The sequence below is a fragment of the Actinacidiphila sp. bgisy145 genome, assembly GCF_057708125.1.
The window spans coordinates 357,594-379,313 of sequence record NZ_JBYIRL010000001.1; the positions used below are offsets into that span (position 1 = coordinate 357,594).

The following is a 21,720-nucleotide window of genomic DNA, read 5'->3' on the forward strand; positions in this document are numbered from 1 at the left end:
CGTCATGACCACGATGACGACGGCGTCTCGACGGCCGGGGCGCGGAGGGCGGGAGCGCATCCTGGCCGCCGCGGCCGGACTGTTCGCGGCCCAGGGGATCAACGCGACCGGCATGGAGCAGATCGCGGAGCGGGCGCCGGTGTCCAAGCGCACCCTCTACGCGCACTTCAGGACCAAAGACGAGCTGGTCCTCGCCCATCTCAAGGACCTCTCCTCGACGGGGCACACCCTGGAGAGCGTGCTGGCACGCGAGGACATCCCCGCCAAGGAGCGCATCCTCGCACTGTTCGACCCGCCCCCGACCGGCACGGACCCCGTGCGCGGATGCCCGTTCATCGACGCCGCCGCGGAGTTCCCCGACCCCCAGAACGAGGTCCATTCCTACGCCCGCGAAATGAAACTGCTGATGGTGCGGCTGGTGACCGACCTGGTGGCAGAAATGGGCTGCCGCGAGCCCGCCGTCCTCGCCGAGCAACTCGTGACCCTCGCGGACGGCGCCGCCAGCCGCGCCATGGTGCTGGGCGAGTGGAACTACGGCCGGCACGCGCGGACAGCGGCGGAGACCCTCCTGGAAAACGCGCTGCCGACCACGATCTGACAGGTCCTACCGGGTTGCTCGGTATGCCTGGCGCCTGATGCGAAGATCCCGCCGCTCGACCGAGAGGAAAGCGGGACTTTCACGACAGGCCCTGGTACCCCAGCGCGTCGAGCGCGGCCTTCGTGGCGTCCGCGACCAGCCCGTCCGCGGACGCCGCGTCCGCGCGCCCGCGGTCGGACAGCACACTGACCACCACGGGCGCGCCGTGCGGCGGCCAGGCCACCGCGATGTCGTTGCGGGTCCCGTACCCGCCGCTGCCGGTCTTGTCGGCGACCTTCCACCCCGACGGCACCCCGGCCCGTACGTAGGGGCTGCCGGTGGTGTTGCGCACCATCAGGCCGGTGAGCAGGGCGCGGCGGCCGGCCGGCAGGGCGCCGCCGACCAGCAGCGCGCGCAGGTCGGTGCCGAGCGCGCGGGCGGTGCTGGTGTCGCGGGTGTCCCCGGGGACGGCCGTGTTGAGCGCGGGCTCGGGCCGGTCGACCCCGGTGACGGCGTCGCCCATGCCGCGCACCGCCCGCCGCAGCCCGGCCGGTCCGCCGAGCCGGTCCAGCATCAGGTTCTCGGCGGTGTTGTCGCTGTACCGCAGCGCCGCCGCCATGACCGCCCGCAGCGTCATCCCGCCGCCCGGGCCGCTCCCGGCGTGCCGCGACGTCACCGGCGAGTACGCCACCAGGTCCGCGGCCGGATACCTGACGACCTCGTCGAGCCCGGCGTCCGTCTCCCGGGCCAGGAGCGCGGCCGCGGCGAGCACCTTCACCGTCGAGCAGTGCGCGAACCGCCGGTCCGCCCGGTAGGCGACGCTCCGGCCCGACCCGGTGTCCAGGACGTACACGCCGAGGTGCGCGCGGTACCGCTGCTCCAGCGCGGCCAGCGCCCCAGCCGCGTCGGCGTCCCGGACGGTGCCGGTGCCCGCCGGGGAGGGCGCGACATGCGCGGCGCGGGGCGCGCCGGCACCGCACCCGGCCGTCAGGAGGGATACGGCGGCGAGCGCACCCGCCGCCCGCCGGGTACGCCGATCGGTCGCAGGCATGCGCACCACTGTGGGCGGCGCGCCCCACCGGGTCAACGACCCCCGCCGCCGTGGCGCGGCCCGCCGGCTCACAGGCCGACGTCGCGGCGGCTCATGTCGGCCAGCGACTCGCGCCGCACCAGGACGCGGGCCGCGCCGTCGCGGACGGCGACGACCGGGGGACGGCCGACGAGGTTGTAGTCGGAGGCCATCGACAGGTGGTAGGCGCCGGCGGCGGGCACCGCCAAGAGGTCGCCGGGCCGGATGTCGGCGGGCAGCGGCACCCCCTCGGCGAGTATGTCGCCCGCCTCGCAGTGCCGGCCGACCACGCTCGCCGGCACCGTGGCGGCGGGGGAGCGGCGGCCGACGAGGCGCGGGGTGTAGCGGACCCCGTACAGCGCGGGCCGGGGGTTGTCGCCCATGCCGCCGTCGACGGCGACGAAGGTGCGCACCGGGGTGCGCTTGACCGACAGCACGCGGTAGACCGCGACCCCGGCCGGGCCGACCACCGCGCGCCCGGGCTCCAGGGTGAGGCGGGGCACGGGCAGTCCGGCCCGGGCGCAGCCGGCCGCCAGCTCGGTGCGGACCCGGTGGGCCAGCAGCCGCGGGTCGAGCGCCTGCTCGCCGGGGCGGTAGGCGATGGCATGCCCGCCGCCGAGGTCGAGCCGGCCCAGGACCAGGCCGTGCCGGTCGCGGATACGGGCCATCAGCCCGACCATCCGGCGCAGCGCGGCGACGTACGGGCCGGTGGTGGCGATCTGCGAGCCGAGGTGGCAGTGCAGGCCGACGAGTTCGAGGCGCGGCTGCCCGATGATCCGCTCGACGGCGTGGTGCGCGGAGCCGTCGGCGAGGGACAGGCCGAATTTCTGGTCGTCGGTGCCGGTGCGCACCGCGGCGTGCGCGCCGGCCGCCACGCCCGGCGCGACCCGCACCATGACCTGCTGGCGGTCGGTGGGGGCCACGATGGACGCCAGCCGGGCGATCTCGGACATGCCGTCCAGGACGATCAGCCCGACACCCAGGCGCACCGCGGTGTGCAGGTCCTCCGGGCTCTTGGCGTTGCCGTGCAGCACGATCCGCTCGGCGGGCACGCCCGCCGCGACGGCCACACCCAGTTCCCCGGCCGAGCAGACGTCGAGTCCGAGCCCCTCGTCGGCCACCCACCGGGCGACGGCACGGCACAGGAACGCCTTGGCCGCGTAGAGGACCTCGGCGTCGGGGAAGGCGGCGCGGTAGGCGCGGCAGCGGTCGCGGACCTCGCCCTCGTCGAGGACGTACAAAGGGGTGCCGAACCGGTCGGCGGCCTCGACGAGGGAGACCCCGCCGACGGTGACGTCCTGGTCGCCGCCGGCCGGCAGCCGGGTCGAGGCGGGCCAGATCGCGAGGTCCGGGGCGGGGGAGGCGACGGAGACGGACATGTCGCGCGCCCCTCAGCCGATCGCCCGCAGCGCGCCGGGGCGCCGCACGGTCGGTCCGGTCGGCACGGACGCCGGTGCCGCCGGTGCCGCCGGTGCTGCCGGCACCCGGGCGGGCGCGGGCGCGCAGAACCGCGGGTCCACCGTCACGCAGGTGACGCCCAGTGGTTCGGCGAGCGCCCGCAGCGCCGCCGCCGACAGCCTGACCCACGGCTGGTCGGCGCCCAGCACCGCCGCCAGGCGCTCGGCGCTGGTGAAGCCGACCGCGGTGCGGGTGCCCAGCGGGGTGCGGAAGAAGCGCGCGGTGCACCCGCCCGGGCCCGGGCGGACGGGGACGAGCAGCGGTCCGGCCGGGACGGGTTCGTCGGGGTCGGGGTCCTCCGGGTGACGGGTCGCAGCCACAGGTGCCTCCAGGTGCAGAGCGTGGAACCGGCGTCCGGCGGGGTGCCGTGGGCGCCTCGTCGACGCTAAGCCCGCGGACCTGGGTGCCCGCCGCCCCCTGACGCGCGCTTGACGCCCCGCGGCGCCCTCCTGACGGGACGCTGACGGCCACCGCGCGGCCCGGCCGGCCCGGTGCTCAGGCCAGGCGGCAGGGGACTTCCAGGTCCTCCGAGAGGTAGTGGATGGCGCAGACCCGGTGGTAGCCGTCGGCGATCAGCAGCGGCCGGCCGCGCAGCAGCAGCACCGGGGAGAGTTTCTTGCCGAGCACCGCCTTCTTCATGTCGTGGGCGACGTGCGGGTTGCGGGCGGACAGCAGCTCCAGGCCCGAGGCGCGCAGGATGTCCTTGGCCTTCCTGGACGTGGTGGGGACCGCCCGCAGGCGCCGCACCGCGTCCTGGGCCTGCTCGGGCGGCAGCAGGAGTTCGAGGTAGTCCGCGGCCGCGGGGAAGTCGTGCTCCTCGGGGTCCTTCTTCCACACCGGGTCGGTCATCGCACCTGCTCCCCGCCGCCGGCCGCCGCCCGGCGGGTGACGGTGACCTTGAGGTGCTTCATGATCGGCTGGTCGCTCTGCGTGCTGCGGTCGCCGATCGCGCACAGCACGTTCATCTCGGGCATGTAGCCGGCCGCGCAGCCGCGCGGGATGCCGTACGGGATCGCGAGGTAGCCCTCCAGGGTGCGGGTGCTGCCGTCCCCGGCGGTGCTGGTGATGTCGACCGGGTCGAACGGGTCGAGTCCGCGCTCGCCCATGTCCTCGGGGTTCATGAAGACCAGGGTGCGCAGGTTGCGCACCCCGCGGTAGCGGTCGTCCTCGGAGTAGATCGTGGTGTTCCACTGGTCGTGCGAGCGCATCGTGCCCAGCGACAGGGTGCCCGGCGCGGGCCGGACGTCCGGCAGGGCCGCGGTGGAGAACTCCGCCCGCCCCGACGGGGTGTGGAAGATGAGCTCCCGTGCCGGCTGCCTGATCCGGAAGCCCAGCGGCAGCCGCACCCGGCGGTTGAAGTCCTCGAAGCCGTCCAGGACCTTGGCCATGGTGTCGCGGACGCGGTCGTAGTCCTCGACGTACCACTCCCAGGCGGTGGCGCTGTCCGGGAGGGCGGCGCGGGCCAGGCCCGCGATGATGGCGGGCTCGGAGAGCAGGTGCGGGGAGGCCGGGCGCTTCATCCCCACGGACAGGTGCACCATGCTCATCGAGTCCTCGACCGACGTGCTCTGCACCCCGCCCGGCCGCTCGTCCTTCTCGGTGCGGCCCAGACACGGCAGGATCAGGGCCTGGCGGCCGTGCACCAGATGGCTGCGGTTGAGCTTGGTGCTCACCTGCACGGTGAGGTCGCAGGCCCGCAGCCCCGCGAAGGTGTACGCGGTGTCGGGCGCGGCCCGCGCGAAGTTGCCGCCCATGCCGACGAAGACCTTCACCTCGCCGCGGTGCATCGCCTCCAGGGTGCGGACGGTGTCCAGGCCGGGCGCGCGCGGCGGGTCGATGCCGCACACCGCGGCCAGCCGGTCCAGGAACGCGGCCCCGGGCCGGTGGTCGATGCCGCAGGTCCGGTTGCCCTGCACGTTGCTGTGCCCGCGCACCGGCGAGGGCCCCGCGCCCTCGCGCCCCAGGTTCCCGCGCAGCAGCAGGAGGTTGACGATCTCCCGGACGGTGTCCACCCCGTGCTCGTGCTGGGTGATGCCCAGGCACCAGCTGAAGATGCTGCGGTCGGCGTCGCGGTAGACCTGCGCGGCGGCACGGATGTCCGCGCGGGTCAGACCGCTCTGCTCCTCGATCCGCGGCCACGGCGTCCGCTCGCACAGCGCCCGGTACTCCGCGAAGCCGCTGGTGTGGCGCTCGACGAACTCCGCGTCCAGCGCCTTCGGGTCGACGGCGGCCAGCTCGAACACGGCCTTGGACATGCCGCGCAGCAGCGCCATGTCCCCGCCGATGCGCACCTGGAGGTCGAGGGTGCCGGTCGGGGTGGACTTCGCCAGCGCCATGTCGGTGAACTCGTGCGGCACGATCGTCCGGGTCGCGGCCGCCTCGACCAGCGGGTTGACGTGCACGATCTGCGCGCCGCGGCGGTAGGCGGCGGCCAGCGCGGTGAGCATCCTCGGCGCGTTGGAGGCGGCGTTGACGCCCAGGACGAACAGCGCGTCCGTCGCCTCCCAGTCCCCCAGGTCCACGGTGCCCTTGCCGGTGCCCAGCGCCGCGGTCAGCGCCCGGCCGCTCGCCTCGTGGCACATGTTGGAGCAGTCCGGCAGGTTGTTGGTGCCGAGCTCCCGGGCCATCAGCTGGTACAGGAACGTCGCCTCGTTGCCGAGCCGGCCCGAGGTGTAGTAGGCGGCCCGGTTCGGGTCGTCCAGCGCCCGCACGGTGCGGCCGAACAGCGCGAAGGCGTCCGCCCAGGTGATGGGCACGTAGTGGTCCGAGGCCGCGTCGTAGACCATCGGCTCGGTCAGCCGGCCCTGGTCCTCCAGGGCGAAGTCGCTCCACCCCGACAGCTCGGTGACCGAGTGCGCGGCGAAGAAGTCCCGGTCCACCCGCTTGCGGGTCATCTCCCAGGTGACGTGCTTGATGCCGTTCTCGCAGATGTCCAGGTGCAGGCCCTTGGTGTCGTCCGGCCAGGCGCACCCGGGGCAGTCGAAGCCGCCGTTCTCGTGGTTCATCTTCATGATCGCCCGCGGGCCGTCCAGCAGCTCGCCCTGCCGGGCCAGCGCGCGGCCGACGCTCGCGGCGGCGCCCCACCCCGCGGCCGGGTGGCGGTAGCGGCGGAAGGCGGGGCGGCCGTCGGGCGCGGCGGCCGGCTGCGACGCGGCGCCGGGCAGGGCGTCCCCGGTGGCCGGGGCCTGCGCCGCCGCGTCCCCGTCGCGGTGGCCGGTGTCGCCGTCGGTGCTCATGGCTGGGGTCCTTCCGCCGTCGCGGGGGAGGCAGGCGGCGCGGCCTCCCGGCACGTCTCGGGGTTCGCCGCATGCTAAGCCGGGGTGTGCCGGTGCTGCCACGCGACAGGCCGGGCACCGGCGGTTCGCGGGGTGCGCGGAAGCCTGCGGTCGCGCCCCCGATGTTATCGATGCCAAAACCACTTCTCGATGCGGCGAAGCGCCTGGACGAACACGAGATCCAGGCGGTGCGTCCAGTCCGGCTCTGGTGTTATCGATGCCAACTGGCTAGGGTTCCGGGCAACTTCACCACGCCCGCCGTCCGTGCCTCGGACGGCGACGATCCGCCGTCGACCCAACCCCCCGAGACGAAGGACTGGCATGCCACACCCTCGAACAAGACTGGCCGTCGCGCTGCTGGCCGCGGCCCTGGCCGTGGTCGGCGCCGGCGCCGGGACCGGCGCGACCGCCGCCACGGCGACCACCACGGCCGCCGCCTCCCCGGCCGCCTCCGGCTACACGGTCTCCGTCGGGACGACCGGCAGCTACGCCTACCCCACCGACACCCCGGCCAGCTCGTACATCGACAAGGACGGCACCTACTACTTCCAGCAGTCCGTCGCCGACTACGGCACCGACGGGCCGCGCTCCTGGGACTTCTTCACCGGCACCGACATGGACACCGCGACCCGCTCCGGCGCGATCAGCGACGCGGTGAACCCGGCCGAGCCGCGCGACCGCAACAACGACACGACCTGGCGCTGCGACAACAGCCCCACCGGCAAGGACGCTACCCCCGCCCCGGCCGGCTCCGGCTACACCCAGCGCAACTTCTGCGACCTGGTGGGCACCTGGGTCGACCCCGACACCGGCGACTGGTACGGGCTGGTGCACAACGAGTTCACCCCGCAGCCCTTCGGCGACGGCATCCACTTCGACGCCATCGACTACGCCGTCTCCACCGACCAGGGCCGCACCTGGACCATCAAGGGCCACGCGCTGACCTCGCCGTACAGCACCGAGCGCGGCGACACCGCGGCCTTCCCGCAGCAGACCTACTCCTACGGCGACGGCGACCAGCGGCTGTTCGTCGACACCGCCTCGGGGTACTTCTACGTCTACTACGGCTCGCGCGCGGTGGACAAGAACGGCGGCTGGAAGGCGTTCTACGAGCACGTCGCCCGCGCCCCGATCGCCGCGAAGATGGCACCGGACTCCTGGCAGAAGTGGTACGACGGCTCCTGGTCGCAGCCCGGCACGGGCGGCAAGGAGAGCAACATCGTGCCGGTGGCCTCGGCGGGCGACACCGGCTACACCGACCCCGCCGCCGAGTACGACCCGGCCACCCCGGGCACCGTCAGCGCGCAGGTCGCGGCCGGCACCGCCCCGCCCACCTCGCCGCTGTTCGTGATGGACATCTCCTACGACGCCTACCTCGGGCTCTACATCGGCGAGCCGCAGGCGGTCGACCAGAGCGGCAACGCGCCCCAGCAGTTCTACGCCACCGCCGACCTCGCCACCCAGAAGTGGACCCTGCTCGGCGACACCGGCGGCTACACCACCGCCTCGTGGTACCGCTGGATGCTGGACAGCGCGAACAAGACCAGCTCCACCATCGTCGGCCGCACCTTCCGCGCCTACTGCTCGATCGCCTGCGCCGACGGCTCCGACGGGCAGTACGCGAACGTGACGATCGACCCGGCCGGGTCCGCCGCCGCGCCGGTCGTCTCGGGCGGCACCTACACGATCGCGAGCGGCGCCGGGCGGGTGCTCGCCGCCCGCGGCGCCGGCACCGCGGCGGCGGCCCCGGCCGCGGGCCGGCCGGCCGCGCAGAGCTGGAAGTTCACCGCGAACGGCGACGGCTCGTACCGGATCACCAGCGCCGCCACCGGCCGGGCGCTGGGCGTGCCCACCGGCGGCGCCGCCGGCCGGGCCTGGGGCACGGCGCCGGTGCTCACCGCGCTGCCGGCCGCCGGGCCCACCGTCGGGCAGCAGTGGTTCGTGCTGCCCGGCACCTCCGCCGACGGCACGCGGACCGGCACCTTCAAGCTGGTCAACCGCTACAGCGGGCTGGTGCTCGCGCTGCCGGCCACCGCCGGGCGGGGCACCGAGACCACCCCGGCGCGCAGCTGGAGCGACCGCACCGGCAGCGCCGTCGGCGGGCGGCGCGGCGCGGCCGAGCAGACCCTGACGCTGACCGCCGCCGGCTGACCCGGCCCGGTCCCGCCCCGCCGGCTGATGTCCCGTCAGGAGCAGGTGACCTGCGCGTCCGCCCAGTCCGCGTGGTCGCTGTCGTTGCCGTCGCCGCCGTCGGTGACGATCAGCTGGACCTGCTGGGCGCCGGTGACGTCGGCGGCCAGCGGGGTCGGCCCGTCGGCATTGGTGAGTACCCCGCTGTCGGCGACCTGCCGGCCGTCGGCGGTCACCTCGAACTCCACGGTGCCCTTGCCGTCCTTCTCGTCGTCCACCCCGACGGTCGCGGTGACCGTGCTGCACCCGCCGCCGAGGTAGTAGGTGACCGTGCTCGGCGCGTGGGCGCCCAGGCCCTTGGCGAAGACGGTGCCGCCGATCGTCAGCGGGTGGCCGTCGCCGGCCGCGGTCTCGCCGTTGCTCTGGTCCCGCTCGACCGGGCCCCACCCGTTCGTGGCGGTCACCCAGTCCAGGTCACTGAGGTAGCTGGTGCCGGACGGCGGCGGCACCTCCACGGTGACGCTGCCCGCCAGCGGCACGCTCACCTGCTTGCGGCCGCCCGGCGGATCGTAGCTGACCGTCCCGGACAGCGGGTACGTGCCCTGCGCGGTGCCGGTCGGCGCCGTGACGGTCCACGGCGTGGCGAACGTACGGCCCTTGAGCAGCAGCGGGGTGCCGGTCGCGCCCGCGGCCTTCACCGTCCAGCCCGCCGGGGCGTCCAGGCTGACGTGCAGACCGGTGGCCGGCAGCGCGCCGAGGTCGGTGGCGTAGGTGTCCACGGTCGCGGAGGCGCCGGGCTCGAGGTGGTCGGGCGCGTGCGAGACGCCGGTGTCCAGCAGCGCCGGGTCGCGCAGCGCGGCCGCGCCGCCCGCCGCGCTCGCGCCGACCCGCAGCAGCACCGTGCCGTGCGCGGGCACCGTCGCCGCCAGCGTGCCCGCGCTGTCGTAGTCGGTGTGGCTCCACAGGTCGCGCACCGCGTAACTGGCGCGGCGGGGCAGCCCGGCGGCCTCGGCGGTGGTGGAGATGTGCTGCGCGGTGTCGGCGGAGTTGAACAGCGCCACCGCCCGGCCGCCGTCGGCGAGCTTCTTGCTCAGCACGTAGGTGCCCGCGGAGGTGTCGGAGGAGATGACGGTGGCCGCCGAGCCCAGCGGGTCCTGGTTCAGGGCGATGACGTCCTTGTTGCCGAGGATCGCCAGCGTCTGCGGGGTGGCCTTGCGCAGGTCGGTGCCGATCAGCAGCGGCGCGTCCATGACCGACCAGAGCGAGAAGTGGGTGCGGTACTCCGTGTCCGTCATGCCGCCGTTGCCGACCTCCAGCATGTCCGGGTCGTTCCAGCGGCCCGGTCCGGAGTCGGCGCCCAGCGGCATGTTCGCCTTGGCGATGCCGAGCATGCTCGACCAGGAGTCGTTGATGTCGCCGGTGGTGCGCCAGGAGTTGCCGACGTCGCCGGCCCACTGCCAGGGGTCGTTGACGCCCCACTCGCACAGCGAGAAGACGATCGGGCGGCCGGTGGCCTTCAGCGCGTCGCGCATCGCGGTGTAGCGCGCCACGTAGTCCGCCTGCGTGCCGTCGCTCTGGTTGTTGCAGTTGTCGTACTTGAGGTAGTCCACGCCCCAGTCCGCGAACGACTGCGCGTCGGTGGCCTCGTGGCCGAGGCTGCCGGGGTAGCCGGCGCAGGTCGCGGTGCCCGCGTCCTCGTAGATGCCGAGCTTGAGGCCCTTGGCGTGCACGTAGTCGGCGGTGCCCTTGATCCCGTCGGGGAACTTCGCCGGGTCCGGCACCAGCCGCCCGTCGGCGTCGCGGGTGTGCGTCTGCCAGCAGTCGTCGATGTTGACGTAGGTGTAGCCGTCGTCCTTCAGCCCGGAGCTGACCAGGTAGTCGGCGGTCTGCTCGATGAGCTGCTCGCTGACGTCGCACCCGAAGGCGTTCCAGTCGTTGAAGCCCATCGGCGGGGTCAGCGCCAGGCCGTTGTCGAGAGCGGCGGCGGGCGCCGCGGCGACGGCCACCTGCGCGGCGGTGGCGGCGGCGCCCAGACCGCCGGCCCACAGCACGCCGGCGGTCGCACAGGCGATCAGCCTGCGGACGGATCTTGGCATGTGGCTTCCTCTGCTCGCGTGATTCGGAGAACCGAACGGAACGGAACAGGGCCGGCCCCTCCCGGCCGGCCCGGCCTGCGCGCATGCGTCGGACGTCCGGCCGACGGCGGCTCGTGCGCAGGCAATTCAACGTAAGGAAACAGAGTCGAGCATTTTCTTTCGCGGCCACACCGTAGAAGCTGTGACGTGTCTTTGACAAGACATGTGCGGGGGGCACTCACTGCTCTGACGGGCCCGGTGGGAAGGCCGGGCCCGTCGAAGGAGGAGGGGAGGGGGAGGGGTCAGGAGCGGGTGGCCACCGACAGCAGGACGTCCACCAGGCGGTCGGCGGCGTCGGGGCGGCCGTGGGCGCGGGCCTGGGCGGCCATGGCGGCGCGGCGGGCGGGGTCGGTGAGCAGCGGGCCGGCCGCGGCCACGAGGCGGTCGGCGGTGACCTCGCCGATCAGGGCGACGGCGGCGCCGGACTCCTCCAGGTGCCGGGCGTTGTGGGCCTGTTCGTTGCCCGCGGAGGTGGCCAGCGGGATGAAGACGGCCGGCTTGCCCAGCGCCGTCAGCTCGGCGAGGGTGCCGGCGCCGCTGCGCGAGACCACCAGGTCGGCCAGCGCCAGCACGTCCGGCAGCTCGGGGCCCACGAAGCCGGTGAGGTGGTAGCGGGCGGCCAGCCCCGGGTGCAGGCCGGCCACATGGCGGCGCAGGTCGTCCACGTTGGCCGGGCCGCACTGGTGGATGACGTTCGCCCGCTCCAGCAGCCAGGGCAGCGCGTCGCGCACCACGTCGTTGATCTGCTGCGAGCCCTGCGCGCCGCCGGTGACGTAGACCGTGGGCAGGCCGCGCTCGAAGCCGTACAGGTTCAGCGCGCTGATCGCCTTGTCCGGGTGGCCGGTCAGCACCTCCGGGCGGATCGGGTTGCCGGTCACCACCGCGAGGGGCCGCAACTGCTCGGGCAGCAGGGCGAGCGAGGAGTCGGAGGACAGCGCGATCCGGGCCGCCGAGCCGGCCAGCTTGCGGTTGGCCAGCCCCAGCCGCACCGTCTGCTCGTGCAGCACCAGCGGGCGCTTGCACATGCGGGCGGCCAGGCCCGCGGGCACCGCGACATAGCCGCCGGTGGCCAGCACGACGTCCGGCCGGAACCCGGAGACGATCCGGCGCGCCTGCGCCACGCCGAGCGGCACCCGCGCCATGTCCCGCATGTTCGCGGGCGAGGCCATCTTCAGCGGGTTGCTGGAGCGGCGGATCTTGCCGGTGACGACGGTGTCGAAGGCGATGCCCTCGGCCGGGGCGACCCGCGCCTCCAGCCCCTCCTCGGTGCCGATCCACAGCACGTCGAGCGCGCCGCCGCCGGCCGCCAGCCGGGCCTGGAGGGTACGGATCGCGGTGAGCGCGGGATATGTGTGCCCGCCGGTGCCGCCTCCGGTGACGATCAGTCGGAAGGAGGACGGGACGGGCGGGGTGGCAGAGGGAGTGTTCACGCGCGCACCCTACCGACTCCGCTGCCGGTCCGCCGCCCGCGGTGCCGCTACCGCGGGCGCACCGGGACCTCGCGGTGCCGCGCAGGGTGCGGTCCGGGACCGTACGGTGACCGCGCGGACGGCTCCGGGCCACCCGCCGGCCGCCCGGCGGCACTACGCTGCGGCCCATGGAAGCGACGCTGACGCTCAACTACCCGGCCCCCATACCCGCCGGGCACGAGATCGAGGTGACCGAGTTCGCCGACACCCGGCCGGAGAAGAAGCGCAACAGCTGGCACCCGGCGTGGGACCAGCCCTTCCGGCACCCGGTGATCCTCGACGTCGCCACCAACATCCGCTACATGAACCACATGCACGTCCACCGCGGCGACAACGGCGGCAACAGCTTCACGGCGAACGACTACCCGCTGACCCCGCGCACCGACCTCCCCGTCAAGCGCGTCTACCGGGCCCGGGTGCGGGCCTGCACCCTGGTGATGGTGGAAGGGCTGGACGGCCAGCACACCAAGCTCGTCGTCGAGGTCCTCGGCCCCGCCGACGCGCCCGCAGCACCGCCCGCCGACGCGCCCGCCGCCCCGGAGGACCGCCGCCCGTACGGCCGTTGAGGCCCCCGTCCGGGTTGCCGGTCGGCTGACCTCACGCCCCGGGCGGGGACTGCGGATCGCGGCCGTCGAAGACCGCCAGCAGCCGGTCGGCGGCGCCGGCCGCGGTGATCCTCCCGGCGCGCACCTGCTCCTCCAGGTACGGCGCCGCCGACCGCACCCCCGGGTGGCCGCGCAGGCGCCCCAGCAACTCGTCCTCGACCATCGACCACGCCCACGCGACCTGCTGCTCACGCCGTTTGGCGTCCAGCCGCCCGTCCTTCGCCAGCAGCGACCGGTGCTGCTCCAGCCGCTCCCAGACGGTGTCCAGGCCGCTCGACTCGCGGGCGCTGCAACTGAGCACCGGCGGCGTCCAGGACGCGTCCGCGGGGTGCATCAGCCGCAGCGCGCCCGCCAGTTCACGGGCGGCGCCGCGCGCGTCGCGCTCGTGCGGGCCGTCGGCCTTGTTGACCGCGATCACGTCCGCCAGCTCCAGCACGCCCTTCTTGATGCCCTGGAGCTGGTCGCCGGTGCGGGCGAGGGTGAGCAGCAGGAAGGAGTCCACCATGCCCGCCACGGCCGTCTCGGACTGGCCGACGCCGACGGTCTCCACCAGCACCACGTCGTATCCGGCGGCCTCCATCACCACCATCGACTCCCGGGTGGCCTTCGCCACGCCGCCCAGGGTGCCCGCGCTCGGCGAGGGCCGCACGAACGCCGACGGGTCCACCGCCAGCCGCTCCATCCGCGTCTTGTCGCCGAGGATGGAGCCGCCGGTGCGGGTCGAGGACGGGTCCACCGCCAGCACCGCCACCTTGTGGCCCAGCCCGGTGAGCATGGTGCCGAAGGCGTCGATGAAGGTGGACTTGCCCACCCCCGGCACCCCGCTGACCCCGATCCGCCGGGCCCCGCCGCTGTGCGGCAGCAGCTGAGTCAGCAGCCGCTGCGCCAGCACCCGGTGCTCGGGCCGGGTGGACTCCACCAGGGTGATCGCCCGCGCCACGAAGGCGCGCCGCCCGTCGAGCACACCCTTGGCATAACCGTCGACGTCCCTGAGCATGCCGCGGCTACAACTCCTCGTGTCCGAGGGCGGCACCGAGCCGGGCCACCAGGTCGCGCGCCGCCTCCGGGATGACCGTGCCCGGCGGGAAGACCGCCGCGGCGCCCGCCTCGTGGAGCGCGGCGACGTCCTGCGGCGGGATCACCCCGCCCACCACGATCATGATGTCCTCCCGGCCCTCGGCCGCCAGCTCCTCGCGGAGCGCGGGCACCAGCGTCAGGTGCCCGGCGGCCAGCGACGACACGCCGACGATGTGCACGTCGGCCTCCACCGCCTGCCGCGCCACCTCCGCCGGGGTCTGGAAGAGCGGGCCGACGTCCACGTCGAAGCCGAGGTCGGCGAAGGCGGTGGCGATCACCTTCTGCCCCCGGTCGTGGCCGTCCTGGCCCATCTTCGCGACGAGGATGCGCGGCCGCCGCCCCTCCGCCTTCTCGAACCGTTCGACCAGGTCCCGCGTGCCCTGCACGGTGGGGGACTGGCCGGCCTCGTTGCGGTACACACCCGTGATCGTACGGATCTGGCCGGCGTGCCGCCCGTAGACCTGCTCCAGGGCGTCGGAGATCTCGCCGACCGTCGCCTTCGCGCGGGCCGCGTCCACCGCCAGCGCCAGCAGGTTGCCCTCCAGGTCCGGGCCCGGCGCGCGGCCCGCGGCCCGGCTCAGCGCGCGCAGCGCGTCCTGGCAGGCGGCCTCGTCGCGCTCCTCGCGCAGCCGCCGCAGCTTGGCGATCTGCTGGGCGCGCACCGAGGAGTTGTCGACCTTGAGCACCTCGATCTGCTCGTCGCTGTCCACCCGGTACTTGTTGACGCCGATCACCGGCTGCCGGCCGGAGTCGATCCGCGCCTGGGTGCGCGCGGCCGCCTCCTCCACCCGCAGCTTCGGGATGCCCGCGTCGATCGCCTGCGCCATGCCGCCGGCCGCCTCGACCTCCTGGATATGCCGCCAGGCGCGCTCGGCCAGGTCGTGGGTGAGCCGCTCGACGTAGGCGCTGCCGCCCCACGGGTCGATCACCCGGGTGGTGCCGGACTCCTGCTGGAGCAGCAGCTGGGTGTTGCGGGCGATCCGCGCGGAGAAGTCCGTCGGCAGCGCCAGCGCCTCGTCCAGCGCGTTGGTGTGCAGGGACTGGGTGTGGCCCTGGGTGGCGGCCATCGCCTCCACGCAGGTGCGGGTGACGTTGTTGAAGACGTCCTGCGCGGTCAGCGACCAACCGGAGGTCTGCGAATGGGTGCGCAGCGACAGCGACTTGGGGTTCTTCGGGTCGAACTGCCGCACCAGCCGGGCCCACAGCAGCCGGGCCGCCCGCAACTTGGCGACCTCCATGAAGAAGTTCATCCCGATCGCCCAGAAGAACGACAGCCGCGGCGCGAACGCGTCGACGTCCAGCCCCGCCTCCCGGCCCGCCCGCAGGTACTCCACCCCGTCGGCCAGCGTGTAGGCCAGCTCCAGGTCGGCCGTCGCACCGGCCTCCTGGATGTGGTAGCCGGAGATGGAGATCGAGTTGTAGCGGGGCATCTTCCGCGAGGTGTACGCGAAGATGTCGGAGATGATCCGCATCGAGGGCCGCGGCGGGTAGATGTAGGTGTTGCGGACCATGAACTCCTTGAGGATGTCGTTCTGGATGGTGCCGGCCAGCTTCTCCGGCGGCACCCCCTGCTCCTCGGCGGCCACGATGTACAGCGCGAGCACCGGCAGCACCGCGCCGTTCATGGTCATCGACACCGTCATACGGTCCAGCGGGATGCCGTCGAAGAGCTGCCGCATGTCGTAGATCGAGTCGATCGCGACGCCCGCCATGCCGACGTCGCCGGTCACCCGCGGGTGGTCGCTGTCGTAGCCGCGGTGGGTGGGCAGGTCGAACGCGACCGACAGGCCCTTCTGGCCGGCCGCCAGGTTGCGCCGGTAGAAGGCGTTCGACTCCTCGGCGGTGGAGAAGCCCGCGTACTGGCGGATCGTCCACGGCTGGTTGACATACATGGTCGGGTACGGGCCGCGCAGGTAGGGCGCGATGCCCGGGTAGGTGCCCAGCGCGGGCAGGCCCCGCACATCGGCGGCGGTGTACAGCGGTTTGACGCCGATGCCCTCGGGGGTCTCCCATACGAGGTCGGAGGCGCCGCCGCCGGCCGCGGACTCCTTCACCGCCGCGCGCCACTGCTCCAGGGTGCCGCTGTCGGCGCTGCCCTCGGCGCCGGAACCGTCGCCGGTGCCGAGCGGGATCTGCGAGAAGTCGGGGATCGGGGAGGAGCCGGGGGTCGCCGACGGCTCGGAGGTCGAAGAAGGGTCGGGGGTCTGCATCACGCCGCCACTCCCGCGCGGTCGAGGACGGTGGTCAGGACGGCGACGGCGTCGCAGCCCAGGAAGACATGGCCGTCGGCCCCGGGCGCCACGGCAGGCTTGCCCGCCACCCCGGTCCAGCGGGCGCCGGCCGCGCGCAGCGCCGCGACGACCGCCTCGGCCTGCTCGGCGTAGACGGCGTCGCTGGAGCACACGCAGGCCAGTTCGGCGCCGCTGGCCGCGAACGCCTCGGCGACGCCGGCGGCGTCCACGGTCACCGGGTCGTGCACCGGCTGGACGCCCCCGGCCTGGAAGAGGTTCGAGGCGAAGGAGACCCGCGCGGTGTGCACCGCGGGCGGGCCGAGCGCGGCGAGGAAGACCCGCGGGCGGACGCCGGTGGCGGCCAGGTGGGCGTCGGAGCGGGCGCGCAGCACTTCGTACGCCTCGTCGCGCCGCACCTTCGGCAGGCCGCCCGCCGGCGCGGCCGGGGCGCTGGCGCGCTCGACCGGCCGCTCGGCCAGGTCCGGGAACTCGCTGACGCCGGTGACCGGTTCGCGGCGGGTGGCCAGCCGGCGGCCGCGGTCCCGCCAGGTGGCCGCGATCCGCTCGCCGACCAGCCCGGCGGAAAGCGCCCGCTCCTGGCCGCCGGCCGCCTCCAGCTCCTGGAAGAACTCCCAGGCGCGGTGGGCGAGTTCGTCGGTGAGGCACTCGACGTACCAGGAGCCGCCGGCCGGGTCGGCGACCTGGCCGAGGTGCGACTCCTCCAGCAGGATCGAGGAGGTGTTTCGGGCGATCCGGCGGGCGAACGCGTCGGGCCGGCCCAGCGCCTCGTCGAAGGGGAGCACGGTCACCGCGTCGGCGCCGCCGACCCCGGCACCCAGGCAGGCGAGGGTGGTGCGGAGCATGTTCACGTACGGGTCGCGGCGGGTCATCATCACCGTCGAGGTGACGGCGTGCTGGTGCTGCCCGCCTGCCGCGGGGGCGCCGGCCGCCTGCGCGACGCGGGCCCAGGTCCGGCGGGCCGCGCGGAGTTTGGCGATGGTGAGGAACTGGTCGGCCGTGGCGGCGTAGCGGAACTCCAGCCGGCCGCAGGCGGCGGCGACGTCCAGTCCGGCGGCGGTCAGCGCCCGCAGGTAGGCGACGCCGGTGGCGAGGGAGGCACCCAGTTCCTGCGCGGCCGACGCGCCGGCCTCGTGGTAGGGCAGCGCGTCCACGGTCAGCGCGCGCAGCCGCGGGTAGCGCTCGGCGGTGCGTACGGCCAGCGCGAGGGCGTCGTCGTAGGCGGCGGGGGCGCCGGTGCGGGCGGCCAGGCCCAGCGGGTCGGCGCCGAGGTTGCCCGCGGCCTGCGCGGGGTCCACGCCCCGCTCGTCCAGCAGCCGCAGCAACTCCTGTGCGGCGGCGCCGGTTTCGGCCCCCGCCTCCAGGACGACCGGCGCGAGGTCGAGGTAGACCCCGTCCAGGGCCCGCCCGAGGCCGGCGACCGGCAGGCCCGCGCCGCCCACCGTCAGCCACACCGAGGTGGCGCCGTTCTCCAGGTCGGCGAGGATCGCCTCGTTGGCGGCCGCGGGGTCCGCCGTGAGGTGCCGCTGGCGTACGTCCCAGCCGCCGAGCGGCCGGCTGCCGCGTACGTACGGCGGGAAGCCGGGCAGGCCCGGGTCGGGCGCGGTGTCGTCGGCGGTGTAGAGCGGGCGCACGCTGATGCCGTCGCCGAGGTCGGTGGACAGGGCGCGCTCGGCCTCCTCGCCGGAGAGCTCGCGGCCCGACTTGCGCAGTACGCCCGCCACCAGCTCGCGCCACTGCTCGCGGGTGGCGGGCGGGAACGCGTCGGGTGCGGAGACGCCGTCGTCCGGCAGAACAGTCATGGGACAGATGCTAGGCAAGGCCGGGGCCCGGTGTCTGCATCGTTCGCCGTGTTCCTACCGCCCCGTAGCGTGACATCGGGCACGCCGGGCGGCCGGGAGCGGCGGCCCGACGTGCGGCTTCGCCGCCATTGCCGCAGGTGGCCCGGCCGTAGTGGTGAAAGGCCCGCATGGGGTCCGCCCCCGCTCCGCCCGGGCCGCCGCGGCGGCGGAGTGGATCAGTGGGGGTTTTCCAGGGCGGGCAGGGCGCTGACGACGGAGTGCAGGTGCGCGCGCATGGCGGCCTCGGCGGCGGCCGTGTCACCGGCGCACACCGCGTCGATGACCGCGAGGTGCTGGGGGAGGGAGACCTGCGGGCGGCCCGGGTGCATGGCCAGCCGGAACTGGCGGCGGACGTTCTGGCCGTGCAGGCGCTCCAGCACCGCGCAGGCGGTGTGCTGGCCGCTCATCTCCAGTACCCGGCCGTGCAGGCGGCGGTTGAGGTCGGAGTAGCCCAGCACGTCGCCCGCCGCCACCGCCGCCTTCATCCGGGCGCCGAGGTCGAGCAGCACCTCGCGGTCGGCGTCGGTGACGCGCTCGGCGGCCTTCGCGGCGCACAGGCCCTCCAGGGCCATCCGGACCTCGGTGATCTCCACGGCCTCGTCGAGCGAGACGGCGCGCACCCGGGCGCCGCGGTTCTGGATGCGCTCGACCAGCCCCTCGGTGGCGAGTTGGGCCAGCGCGTTCCGCACGCTCGCCCGGCTCGCGCCGAACTGCTCGGACAACTCGGCTTCCACCAGGCGCTGGTTGGGGGCGAAGTCCCCGGCGGTGATGGCCTCGCGGATCGTGTCGGCGACCTTCGACCCGGCCGGGTCCGCCGCTGCGGCCGGCCTCGCGGTCACAGCCATGACCTGTACCCCCATCGCTGCATTGGCGACAATATTGTTCTCCACATCGTAACCGGCCCCCGGGCCCGGTCGTCATCCGGCCGGGCGGGGGAAGACGCGGCCGTCGAAGAGCTTGCGCGCGGTGCGCACCAGGCGGGAGCGGCGCACCCGGGGCGGCAGCTGCCCGCCCGCCAGCTCCACCTGGACCTCCAGCCGCCCGCTCGGGTGCTCGATGCCGAGCGGCTCGCCGGGGGAGGGCAGTTCGGCCAGGTCGGGGCCGACGGCGCCCGGCAGCAGCAGCGCGGTCGCCACCGTGACGGCACCGAGCACCCCGATCGACTCGTGCGGGCGGACCGGGATGAAGGTGCGGGTGCTGATCGCGCCGCCGTGCCGCGGTGGCGCGATCAGGGTGGTCTTGGGCACGGGCGTGTCGCGTACGTCGCCGAGCCCCATCAGCCGGCCCGCCGCGATCCGCAGTGCCTGCACCCGCGCGGCCAGCCGGGCGTCGGCGGCCAGTTCCGCGGTCGTCTCGTAGCCGGTGGCGCCCAGGTCGCGGGCGTCGGCGACCACCACGGGCATGCCGTTGTCCAGGCAGGTGGCCTCGACGCCGTCGACCAGGTCGCGGACGTTGCCGGTCGGCAGCAGGGCGCCGCAGGTGGCGCCCTCGGTGCCGGCGAAGTCCAGCAGGATCGCGGCGGCGGTGCCGGGCACGCCGCTGATCGCGGTCCCGCCGTCGTAGCGGACCGCGCCGCCGGGGGTGGCGAAGTCGGCGGTGGCCAGGCTGCCGGAGTTGAGCATGCGCACCCGCACCCGGGTACGGTCCGCGCCCGCGGCGACCAGGCCGCGTTCGACCGCGAACGGCCCGACCCCGGCGAGGATGTTGCCGCAGTTCTGCGCGGCGGAGACGGTGGCCGCGCCCACGCCGACCTGGAGGAAGAGGTAGTCCACGTCCGCGCCGGGGTCGGGCGAGGCGCCGACCACCGCGACCTTGCTGGTGAGCGGGTGGGCGCCGCCGACGCCGTCGATCTGCCGGGGGTCGGGGCTGCCCATCACCCGCAGCAGCAGCGCGTCCCGCTCGCCGGGGTCGGCCGGCAGGTCGTCGGCGAGGAAGTAGACGCCCTTGGAGGTGCCGCCGCGCATCAGCATGCACGGCAGTCCGGCGCCGGGGGTGGGCTGCATGGTCGTCTCGCTTTCGCGAAGGAGCTTCCGGCGTGACTCTAGGGGCGCCCCGAAGGATCGTCAACAATCTTAGTCACAACTCTTGCGCCAAAATCAGCGCCAGTTTACGGTCCGTTGACGCGGCCAACCCGCCGGTCCGGCGCCCCCACGGGTGAGCGCCCGGCCCCCCTTGCGAAGCGAGCGAAGGACCACGATGACAACAGCGACAGGGCAACACCCCTCCGCGGACGGCGGGGGCGCACTGCGAACGGGAACGGTCGTCGCGGCGCTCTTCGCCGTGTGCCTGGCGCAGATCGGCCTGGCCATGCCCGCCACCCTCAACGGCACCTTCCAGGAGGTCTTCGAACCCAGCGGCTCCCAGCTCACCTGGATATCCGACTGCTCCCTGCTGCCGATCACCGTCCTCGAACTGACCTGCGGGGTGCTCGGCGACCTCTTCGGCCGCAAACGGCTGCTGCTGGGCGGCGCGCTGCTGCTCGCGGTCGGCGAGGCGGTGTCGGCCGCCGCCCACCAGATCGGCGTGATGTGGACCGGCCAGATCATCGCGGGCATCGGTTGCGCGGCGCTCTTCCCCACCACCCTCGCCATGCTCGTCGCCGGCGAGCGCACCGCCGCCCGGCGCGCCCGGATGATCGCGCTGTGGGCCGCGGTGCTGTCCACCGGCAACTTCCTCGCCCCGCTGCTCGGCGGCATCACCGCCACCTACTTCCAGTGGCGCTGGGCCTTCACCGTCGTCGTCGTACTCGCCCTCGGCGACGCGCTGCTCACCCACTTCTTCGCGCAGGACTCCCGCTCGCCCGCCGGCCGCTCGCTCGACCCGCTCGGCCAGACCACCGTCGGACTCGGCCTGTGCGCCCTGCTCTTCGGCGTCATCCAGGGCGCCTCCGACGGATGGGGCAGCGCCACCGTGGTCGGCGCGTTCGTGCTGTCCGGCGTGTGCCTGGCCGCCTTCGTCGCGGTCGAACTGCGGGTGGCCAACCCGCTGCTGCGCCTGGACCTGTTCCGCTCCCGCAACTTCGCGCTCGCCTCGGCCGTCACCGTGGTCGGCATGTTCGCCTTCCTCGGCACCGCCTACGCGATCAGCTTGCGGATGGGCCCGATCCAGGGCCAGAGCTCGATGCGCACCGCGGTGGCGTTCCTGCTGCTGAGCGGCCTGACGATCTTCTTGCTGCCGCTCACCCACCAGCTCATGCGCGCCCTGGAGGCGCGCTGGGTGCTCGGCCTGGGCTTCCTGCTGATGGCCGTCGGCGACTTCCTCGCCGGACGGCTGCCGATCTCCGACAGCGCGCTGCCCTCGCTGATCGTGCCGATGGGGCTGGTCGGCGTCGGGTTCAGCTTCGCGGTCTCCGCGGTCACCGCGACCGCGGTCGAGACGGTCCCGCACGACCTGGCCGGCATGGCCAGCGCCACCACCAGCATGCTGCGCGACTTCGGCTTCACCCTCGGCCCCGCGGTGATCGGCGCGATCGCCACCGCCAACGCCGTGCACCACTTCAGCGGTTCGCTCGCCGCCTCCACACTGGGCGCCGCCGACAAGGCGAAGGCGCACGGCATCCTGTCCGCCGACGGCCCGGTGGCGGTGCTGCACGCCGACCCGTCCGCGTCCGGCCTCGCCTTCAAGGCCCTCGGGCACGCCTACGCGCTCGGGTTCGAGGTGTGCGCGGCCGCCGCGCTCGCCTGCTGCCTGGTGACGGTGCTGCTGCTGCGCTCCGCGGAGCAGCCCGAGGCCGCGGCAGTGGCCGAGCCGGCCAGCCCCGCGGCGATCTGACGGCCCGCCGCTTCGGCCCCGCCGCTTGGACCCCGCCGTACCAGCGCCCGGCCGCCGTGCGAAG

General features: G+C 74.4%; 16 protein-coding genes. 4 read left to right on the forward strand and 12 right to left on the reverse strand.

Annotation, left to right across the window (positions count from 1 at the left end; genetic code table 11):
* Positions 1 to 4: 4 nt before the first annotated feature.
* Positions 5 to 598, forward strand: a complete 594-nt coding sequence (locus AC3ERT_RS01410) for a TetR/AcrR family transcriptional regulator (protein WP_335972876.1) — start codon at positions 5 to 7, stop codon at positions 596 to 598.
* A 79-nt stretch (positions 599 to 677) separates the two neighbouring features.
* Here AC3ERT_RS01410 and bla read toward each other — a convergent pair whose 3' ends face one another.
* The 5 genes from bla to AC3ERT_RS01435 all read right to left on the reverse strand — a co-directional run bounded on the left by bla (position 678) and on the right by AC3ERT_RS01435 (position 6,340).
* Positions 678 to 1,628 carry a class A beta-lactamase gene (gene bla, locus AC3ERT_RS01415; protein ID WP_435172284.1) on the reverse strand — a complete coding sequence of 317 codons (951 nt, stop codon included), beginning with the start codon at positions 1,626 to 1,628 and terminating at the stop codon, positions 678 to 680.
* Positions 1,629 to 1,696: 68 nt separating this feature from the next.
* Entirely contained in the window at positions 1,697 to 3,025 is a 1,329-nt protein-coding gene (lysA, locus tag AC3ERT_RS01420) for a diaminopimelate decarboxylase (RefSeq protein ID WP_435172285.1), read from the reverse strand.
* A 12-nt stretch (positions 3,026 to 3,037) separates the two neighbouring features.
* The gene (locus AC3ERT_RS01425) at positions 3,038 to 3,424 is read right to left on the reverse strand and encodes an SAV_915 family protein (protein ID WP_435172286.1); all 387 of its coding nucleotides are present in this window, start codon (positions 3,422 to 3,424) and stop codon (positions 3,038 to 3,040) included.
* A gap of 175 nt (positions 3,425 to 3,599) precedes the next feature.
* Positions 3,600 to 3,953 carry a hypothetical protein gene (locus AC3ERT_RS01430; protein ID WP_335972866.1) on the reverse strand — a complete coding sequence of 118 codons (354 nt, stop codon included), beginning with the start codon at positions 3,951 to 3,953 and terminating at the stop codon, positions 3,600 to 3,602.
* The gene (locus tag AC3ERT_RS01435; protein WP_435172287.1) at positions 3,950 to 6,340 is read right to left on the reverse strand and encodes an FdhF/YdeP family oxidoreductase; all 2,391 of its coding nucleotides are present in this window, start codon (positions 6,338 to 6,340) and stop codon (positions 3,950 to 3,952) included. Before AC3ERT_RS01435 ends, AC3ERT_RS01430 begins: the two co-directional genes overlap by 4 nt.
* A 360-nt stretch (positions 6,341 to 6,700) precedes the next feature.
* On the opposite strand from AC3ERT_RS01435, the gene AC3ERT_RS01440 reads away from it, so the two are divergent.
* Positions 6,701 to 8,530 (forward strand): RICIN domain-containing protein, encoded by a 1,830-nt coding sequence (locus AC3ERT_RS01440; protein WP_435172288.1) that lies wholly within the window; start codon positions 6,701 to 6,703, stop codon positions 8,528 to 8,530.
* A gap of 35 nt (positions 8,531 to 8,565) precedes the next feature.
* On the opposite strand, the gene AC3ERT_RS01445 is transcribed toward AC3ERT_RS01440, so the two are convergent.
* Together AC3ERT_RS01445 and AC3ERT_RS01450 are read right to left on the reverse strand one after the other, a co-directional pair.
* Positions 8,566 to 10,605 carry an NPCBM/NEW2 domain-containing protein gene (locus tag AC3ERT_RS01445; protein ID WP_435133385.1) on the reverse strand — a complete coding sequence of 680 codons (2,040 nt, stop codon included), beginning with the start codon at positions 10,603 to 10,605 and terminating at the stop codon, positions 8,566 to 8,568.
* Positions 10,606 to 10,886: 281 nt separating this feature from the next.
* Positions 10,887 to 12,074: a UDP-N-acetylglucosamine--N-acetylmuramyl-(pentapeptide) pyrophosphoryl-undecaprenol N-acetylglucosamine transferase gene (locus AC3ERT_RS01450; protein WP_335972855.1), complete on the reverse strand. Its 1,188-nt coding sequence runs from the start codon at positions 12,072 to 12,074 to the stop codon at positions 10,887 to 10,889.
* Between the two features lie 167 nt (positions 12,075 to 12,241).
* Between AC3ERT_RS01450 and AC3ERT_RS01455 the strand changes: the two genes are divergently transcribed.
* Positions 12,242 to 12,679, forward strand: coding sequence for a hypothetical protein (locus tag AC3ERT_RS01455; protein WP_435172289.1), 438 nt, complete (start codon positions 12,242 to 12,244; stop codon positions 12,677 to 12,679).
* A gap of 31 nt (positions 12,680 to 12,710) precedes the next feature.
* Here AC3ERT_RS01455 and meaB read toward each other — a convergent pair whose 3' ends face one another.
* The 5 genes from meaB to AC3ERT_RS01480 all read right to left on the reverse strand — a co-directional run bounded on the left by meaB (position 12,711) and on the right by AC3ERT_RS01480 (position 19,888).
* Positions 12,711 to 13,715 (reverse strand): methylmalonyl Co-A mutase-associated GTPase MeaB, encoded by a 1,005-nt coding sequence (gene meaB, locus AC3ERT_RS01460; RefSeq protein WP_335972849.1) that lies wholly within the window; start codon positions 13,713 to 13,715, stop codon positions 12,711 to 12,713.
* A gap of 7 nt (positions 13,716 to 13,722) precedes the next feature.
* Positions 13,723 to 16,005, reverse strand: a complete 2,283-nt coding sequence (scpA, locus tag AC3ERT_RS01465; protein WP_435172338.1) for a methylmalonyl-CoA mutase — start codon at positions 16,003 to 16,005, stop codon at positions 13,723 to 13,725.
* A complete protein-coding gene (locus AC3ERT_RS01470) occupies positions 16,005 to 17,846 on the reverse strand; it encodes a methylmalonyl-CoA mutase family protein (RefSeq protein WP_435172290.1) in 1,842 nt (613 codons plus the stop codon). Before AC3ERT_RS01470 ends, scpA begins: the two co-directional genes overlap by 1 nt.
* A 215-nt stretch (positions 17,847 to 18,061) precedes the next feature.
* On the reverse strand, positions 18,062 to 18,730 hold the full coding sequence (locus tag AC3ERT_RS01475; protein WP_435172291.1) for a GntR family transcriptional regulator: 669 nt from the start codon (positions 18,728 to 18,730) through the stop codon (positions 18,062 to 18,064).
* 72 nt (positions 18,731 to 18,802) lie between these two features.
* Positions 18,803 to 19,888, reverse strand: coding sequence for a 4-oxalomesaconate tautomerase (locus AC3ERT_RS01480; RefSeq protein ID WP_435172292.1), 1,086 nt, complete (start codon positions 19,886 to 19,888; stop codon positions 18,803 to 18,805).
* Between the two features lie 193 nt (positions 19,889 to 20,081).
* Between AC3ERT_RS01480 and AC3ERT_RS01485 the strand changes: the two genes are divergently transcribed.
* Positions 20,082 to 21,656 (forward strand): MFS transporter, encoded by a 1,575-nt coding sequence (locus tag AC3ERT_RS01485; protein WP_435172293.1) that lies wholly within the window; start codon positions 20,082 to 20,084, stop codon positions 21,654 to 21,656.
* Positions 21,657 to 21,720 lie beyond the last annotated feature (64 nt).